General features: G+C 53.6%; 3 protein-coding genes. All 3 read right to left on the bottom strand.

Translation table 11 applies throughout. From position 1 onward, the window contains the following. A partial coding sequence (locus tag RAE07_RS11850; RefSeq protein ID WP_317001916.1) for a VaFE repeat-containing surface-anchored protein occupies nucleotides 1–1,330 on the bottom strand: 1,330 nt, incomplete at its 3' end. Between the two features lie 734 nt (nucleotides 1,331–2,064). Continuing rightward, nucleotides 2,065–2,388, bottom strand: a complete 324-nt coding sequence (locus RAE07_RS11845) for a malonyl-CoA-ACP transacylase (protein WP_317001915.1) — start codon at nucleotides 2,386–2,388, stop codon at nucleotides 2,065–2,067. A 1,079-nt stretch (nucleotides 2,389–3,467) separates the two neighbouring features. Beyond that, nucleotides 3,468–4,760, bottom strand: coding sequence for an adenylosuccinate synthase (locus RAE07_RS11840; RefSeq protein WP_317001914.1), 1,293 nt, complete (start codon nucleotides 4,758–4,760; stop codon nucleotides 3,468–3,470). Nucleotides 4,761–4,989 lie beyond the last annotated feature (229 nt).

Below are 4,989 nucleotides of genomic sequence, written 5' to 3'. Positions count from 1 at the left end.
CAACCTCAACCTTGCCGTTAGAAGCCTCCGGCTTGAAGGTCTTCTCACCGGTACCCAGAACAGACTCGCCGTCCTCCTTGCTAATCAGCTCAGCCTTCAGGGTGTATTCCCTACCCGGAACAAGGTCCTTATACGTCACGGTGTCAATAACCGTGGCACCCTTTTCTACACGGTTGCCATCCTTGATGGAAGCTTCCGTTTCAATCTTTGGCTCAAGACCCTTCTCCTGCTCACTAGTAGTAGGAGTCGGTTCCGGATTAGGCGTTACATCAGTCGTCTTATCCGGAGTCGTCTCGGAGGTGGTGTCCTTCGGAGTGGTTCCCTCAGAATCAGACGGCTCAGGATTCTCAGTTGTCTCGTTCGGAGAAGTCTCCCCGCCAGGATTTTCCGAAGTCGTCTCGGAGGTGGTGTCCTTCGGAGTGGTTCCCTCAGAATCAGACGGCTCAGGATTCTCAGTTGTCTCGTTCGGAGAAGTCTCCCCGCCAGGATTTTCCGAAGTCGTCTCGTCCGAAGAAGTCTCCTCAGAAGAAGTCGTGGGCTCTTCGGAACCACCACCATTGTCAGGCTCATCAGGCAGACCGGGCTGGTCTACCGGAATGACAGACTGAGCCTTTGAATTGCGATTGCCATTCGGATGCACAACGGTAATAAACGCATCTTCAGGCTGCTTTGCTATTTCCACCGTCGGGTCTTTTACAAGCTCCGGCACTTCTTTGGGTCCCTCGATTTTATAACCCGTAAGCGCCGTAAACTCTTCGTGCGATCCAGTAAACCCTGGGAAATAGTCTTTGCTATTTCCTACAATAGTTTCAAATGGTAGGTTCTTTGGATTCTGATGCGAATCAAGGAACATCAACAGGTAGACGTAATAGTTGGCAGCCGCCTTTTTATCCCCTCGTGCAGCTGCAGCTTCCATCTTCCGCCCGAGATTGATGACGGCGTCGTGATACTTCTCATCAAACTCAAGTTTCGTAGCGTTCTTCTTTTCGTACGCTTCCCGCGTATTGAGAGGGGTTTTAGCGTGCGGTTCAATACACCAACCCCAGCCCACATCATTATTTTTGTTTCCACCATTGCCAAAGCCGGGCCCTGCTGGCTCTCCCGCCCAAACAAGCAGACCCCAGGAGTAGTCCGCGGCAAAATGCTGTGGGTCTTTTTCTTCCTTCTTAAGCTCGTTGCCCAATGTATTGTTGGGCGTAAAATCGGTAGGCTCAGCAGCCTCCGCCTTCGCTCCCGGAACGGTGACCATGGCCGCAATAACCGCAATCGCAGCAAGCACTGCAGTAAAGACCATCCACCCCTCTCGGGATATGTTTTTTAATCTACTCATTTTTCCTCTTCGAGCGGTACAAATACTTACATTCGCTTCCTGTACAGCGAGTTTTCGCTGAGCAGAACCTGAAATTGAGACTTGAACACACTGCAGTTAACCAGGGGATTCTACCCAAATCTAGATCAACTTTTATTGTGTACTTAGGATGGTATCACGGGAAAATTTAAGAATCCAGCCAGAAACCCTCAGGAAAGATGCATGTTGTACAGGCTTACTAACGCTTTAGACACAGGTACACGTATATATCCCCACATAACGCCCAGATTAAAATACACATATCCGATTTAGGATGGTTTCATTTTAGACCATATAGCCACGGCCAATAGCTCCATCAATACTAAGATTGATTTTAGCGATATCGATTTAAACACTTTCATACGCCGCTCGTTATTTGACGTTGTACAGCTTTGAAATTTGTTTTGCATACATTTTCGTCGCACTACTCCGAGCGGCACCCCTCTATAGTTTGGCGCTACAGATACTGCCAGTGCGCATTCGATAACAATATGCAACCATGCGTCACGGTGGACCTTCAGCAAGTCTTAACCCAGCTTCTATTCATCTTCAAGAAAATAAATGTGAGCGGAAACTCGCCTTAAGGTCGCCACAATCACACCTGGAGGCCACGCACAGGGGCAAGAAAATTTAGACAAAGAAAAACCCGCACGGGCCTCGGCAAGCAAATGCTTTACCTAGGCCGCAGTGCGGATCCTGAGGGAATGAACCAGGTCTTAAAGAACAGCAGTGACCTGGTAACCCTTCTCCTGCAGGAGCTGGGAGACTGCCTCGAAAGTAACGTCGTCCTTATCCGGGTTGTAGGTATCCGGATTCAGGGCGATATTGGCGGTGTCACCGTCGTAACGCACGCTGATGAACTCGTAGCCAGCCTCGGCATGGGCAGTATCGATAAGGGCCTGCACGTCGTCGTTATTGCCCTTCTCAGCAACAGCAACCTGCTTATTCTCAGGTGCCGGCGCAGCCTCCTGCGCCGCGGCACCCAAGCCAAAGAAGCTCATAATCGTGGCGAGTAGGCCACTCAAAAGCTTGATAATCATTGAAGTAACTCCCTGTGTATTAGTGCGCGGAAATAGGGCCCGCGAAAGCTGAAAATTCTCTGCACTTAAAGCCTGCTTAATTTTAACTTAGTGTTTAGGCGTGCACAACAGGGAAAGACTTAATTCAGCGTGTTAAGGCCGTGAGGGTAGCTAAAAAGCACCAAGATATCCCGGCACCTGTGCTTCGCCCCTAGGTTGGAGCTTGCTCCCCCAGGGAAGCGGGGAATTACCTAGTCAATAGGAAAACCTTGGGATGTCTACCTGAGGGCTGGAGGAATCCGCACTTTATGCGCAGATGTTAGCTACCGGGGCCAGAACCCAAACAGTGGAATGCCACTCGCTTCATAAAGGAGTGTTTCAGCATCACATCAATCTAGTTAGCCTGGCTAGCCGGCCATCCGCTGTAGATACCCAGCCGGTTTGTTAACGGGAAAATCTGGGTAGCAAACTGGCAGACGATGCCACTTGTCAGTGTAGGAACCTGCTCTACTCGTGGGGAAGTCCGAGATATTCACGGTCAATCTCTAAAGTTGAACGTGGCCAGGAACAGCAGCAAGGCCCCCGCCGATTGCGGCCGGGCTACAGTGGCATCGCTCGATGCCCGAGAATCCAAAGGATAGGCTGGGAAGAAGGAAACACCCAGCGTAGTCGATGCGGCTTGGACAACAACCGTTGCGACACCTTCATTCCTGCCCTAATCCCTCAACAAAGAGGGTTCCGTCACGCTCCAATAGTTCACTACCAGCGAAGGTAGATCAATTACTACCCCTACAATGCCGGCGGTATTGGAAGTAAGACACCTTCACCCTTATTAGTCACTGTGTCGAATATGCCGATCCTGAGGGGGTCAAAAGTGTCGGTCTTTCCTTGGCGCTTCCAGTAAACTTTCTAAAGTTAATTTATGATGTTTTCCGTTACTGTCGCCCGAGAGGGAAGTCTTATCGAGCGCGTTAGTAGCGATCCCGTTCCTCTCCTCCTGTAGCTACACACGGAACTTCCGTAGAAATACCAAGAGCCCCGCCACGCAGGACTAGCTGCGCGCGGGGCTCTCGCACCACGGTGGTGGTAAGAACTACGCCTTACTGATCCGCCATAACATCGTGGCGAACAATGGTCTGGTCGCGACCAGGACCGACGCCGATGTAGGAAATGCGGCAGCCGGACAGCTCCTCTAGGCGCAGGACGTAGTCTTGGGCCTTCTGCGGCAGCTCCTCAAAGGTGGAGCATTCCGTGATGTCCTCGTCCCAAGCGGGCATGGTCTCAAAGATGGGCTCGGCGTGGTGGAACTCGGATTGGGTAAGCGGCAGCTCGTCGTAGCGCTTGCCGTCGACGTCGTAAGCCACGCAGATCGGAATCTCACCGATGCCGGTGAGCACGTCCAGCTTGGTCAGGAAGTAATCGGTGAAGCCATTAACGCGCGTGGCATAGCGGGCAATGACGGAGTCGTACCAACCACAACGACGCTTGCGGCCGGTGTTCACGCCAATCTCGCCACCGGTGGTCTGCAGGTACTCGCCCCACTTATCAAAGAGCTCGGTCGGGAACGGGCCAGCACCCACGCGGGTGGTGTAGGCCTTGATGATGCCCAGGGAGGTCTTGATGCGGGTTGGACCAATGCCGGAGCCCACGGAGGCACCACCGGCGGTTGGGTTAGACGAGGTCACGAACGGGTAAGTGCCATGGTCCACATCCAGCATGGTGGCTTGGCCGCCCTCCATGAGCACGTGCTTACCGGACTCGAGGGCCTGGTTGAGTTCGAGCTCGGCATCGATAACCATGGGGCGCAACCGCTCGCGGTAGCCCAAGAAATAGTCCACAATCTGGTCTGCCTCGATGGCCTTTCGGTTGTACATCTTCACCAGCATCTGGTTCTTGATGTCCAGCGCGGATTCCACCTTCTGGCGCAGGATGGACTCATCAAAGATGTCCTGCACACGAATGCCAATGCGCGCGACCTTATCGGCATAAGTCGGACCGATGCCGCGGCCGGTGGTGCCAATCGCGCGCTTGCCCAGGAAGCGCTCCTGCACGCGGTCCAGGGTCTGGTGATACGGCGCCACTAGGTGCGCGTTGGCGGAAATCTTCAGGCGCGAGGCATTCGCACCACGGGCTTCGAGGCCGTCAATTTCATCAAAGAGCGCCTCGAGGTTAATTACCACGCCATTGCCCAGCACCGGGGTAGCGTTCTCAGACAAAATGCCGGCTGGCAGGAGCTTCAGCTCATATTTATCGCCGCCTACCACGACGGTGTGGCCGGCGTTATTGCCGCCGTTCGGCTTGACCACGTAGTCAACCTTGCCGCCGAGGATGTCGGTCGCTTTGCCCTTGCCTTCGTCGCCCCATTGGGCGCCGACAATGACGATCGCTGCCATTGTTTAGTCACTTCCTCATTATTGAAGCCAAAATACTCTCCAACTTTACACTTTCCCGGCCCAAAAAGCGCGCGTAGCATGGTGCGCATGCGTTTTTTGTTCCTCCGCTGCGGCGCTCCGGACATCCCCATGCCCGCTGAGGCCCATGATCTCTCGGCCGTTCCTACCCGCAAAGAGCTCGCGCTTATCGACGCCTTCTTATCCCCCCTCCTTCCCACCGACCCCACCC

This window comes from Corynebacterium nasorum (assembly GCF_032821635.1).
Lineage (GTDB): Bacteria > Actinomycetota > Actinomycetes > Mycobacteriales > Mycobacteriaceae > Corynebacterium > Corynebacterium kefirresidentii.
Note: the sequence above shows the minus strand (reverse complement) of the source record. Positions and strands in the feature narration are given on the sequence as shown.